Origin of the sequence: Halorubrum sp. Atlit-26R (assembly GCF_003666015.1) — an archaeon.
In the GTDB taxonomy this organism is placed as follows: domain Archaea; phylum Halobacteriota; class Halobacteria; order Halobacteriales; family Haloferacaceae; genus Halorubrum.
The window spans coordinates 1-538 of record NZ_QPLT01000357.1; the positions used below are offsets into that span (position 1 = coordinate 1).

The following is a 538-nucleotide window of genomic DNA, read 5'->3' on the forward strand; positions in this document are numbered from 1 at the left end:
TTCACGGTGAACTGCTCTCCCGGTTCGAGATCCTCGATGTACTCCAGGATCTGCTCACCGATCCGGTCGGGAACCGTCGGGACGATCTTGACTGTCGTCGGGTCACGATCACCGAGCGACTCCAGGTATCGACCGCCGGCTTCGAGGACGTACTCGTCCACGAGGAAGTCGTTGACCGCTTCGCGTGCGACGGTCTCAGTTTCGTCCGGTGGTAGGAACACGCTCTCGTCGCTGCGGATCTCTCCGATAATTGTATCGAGTTTCGCGTATCCGTCCGCTTCGATTGACGCTTCGATCCGATCAACCAGGTGGGACGCCCCGACGACCGTCGCGCTACCGACATCCCGAAGCGTCGCGTCGGATTGCGGTTTATCCAGGATCTCGTTCCCCCGGACGATGATGTACTGATCCTCACGATTGAGCCGACCGACGGCTCGCATAATGATGTCGTGGCTGTCCCCGTCGATCCATATCTCTCCGTCTTGGACGAGTTCGAGTTCGAAGTCTCCGATGTCGAGTGCCGTCGTGCCGCTCCCGA

1 pseudogene is annotated in these 538 nt (G+C 59.7%); it reads right to left on the minus strand.

From position 1 onward, the window contains the following. Positions 1 to 538, minus strand: a pseudogene (locus DVK07_RS20960) (DUF499 domain-containing protein); the annotation flags it as partial.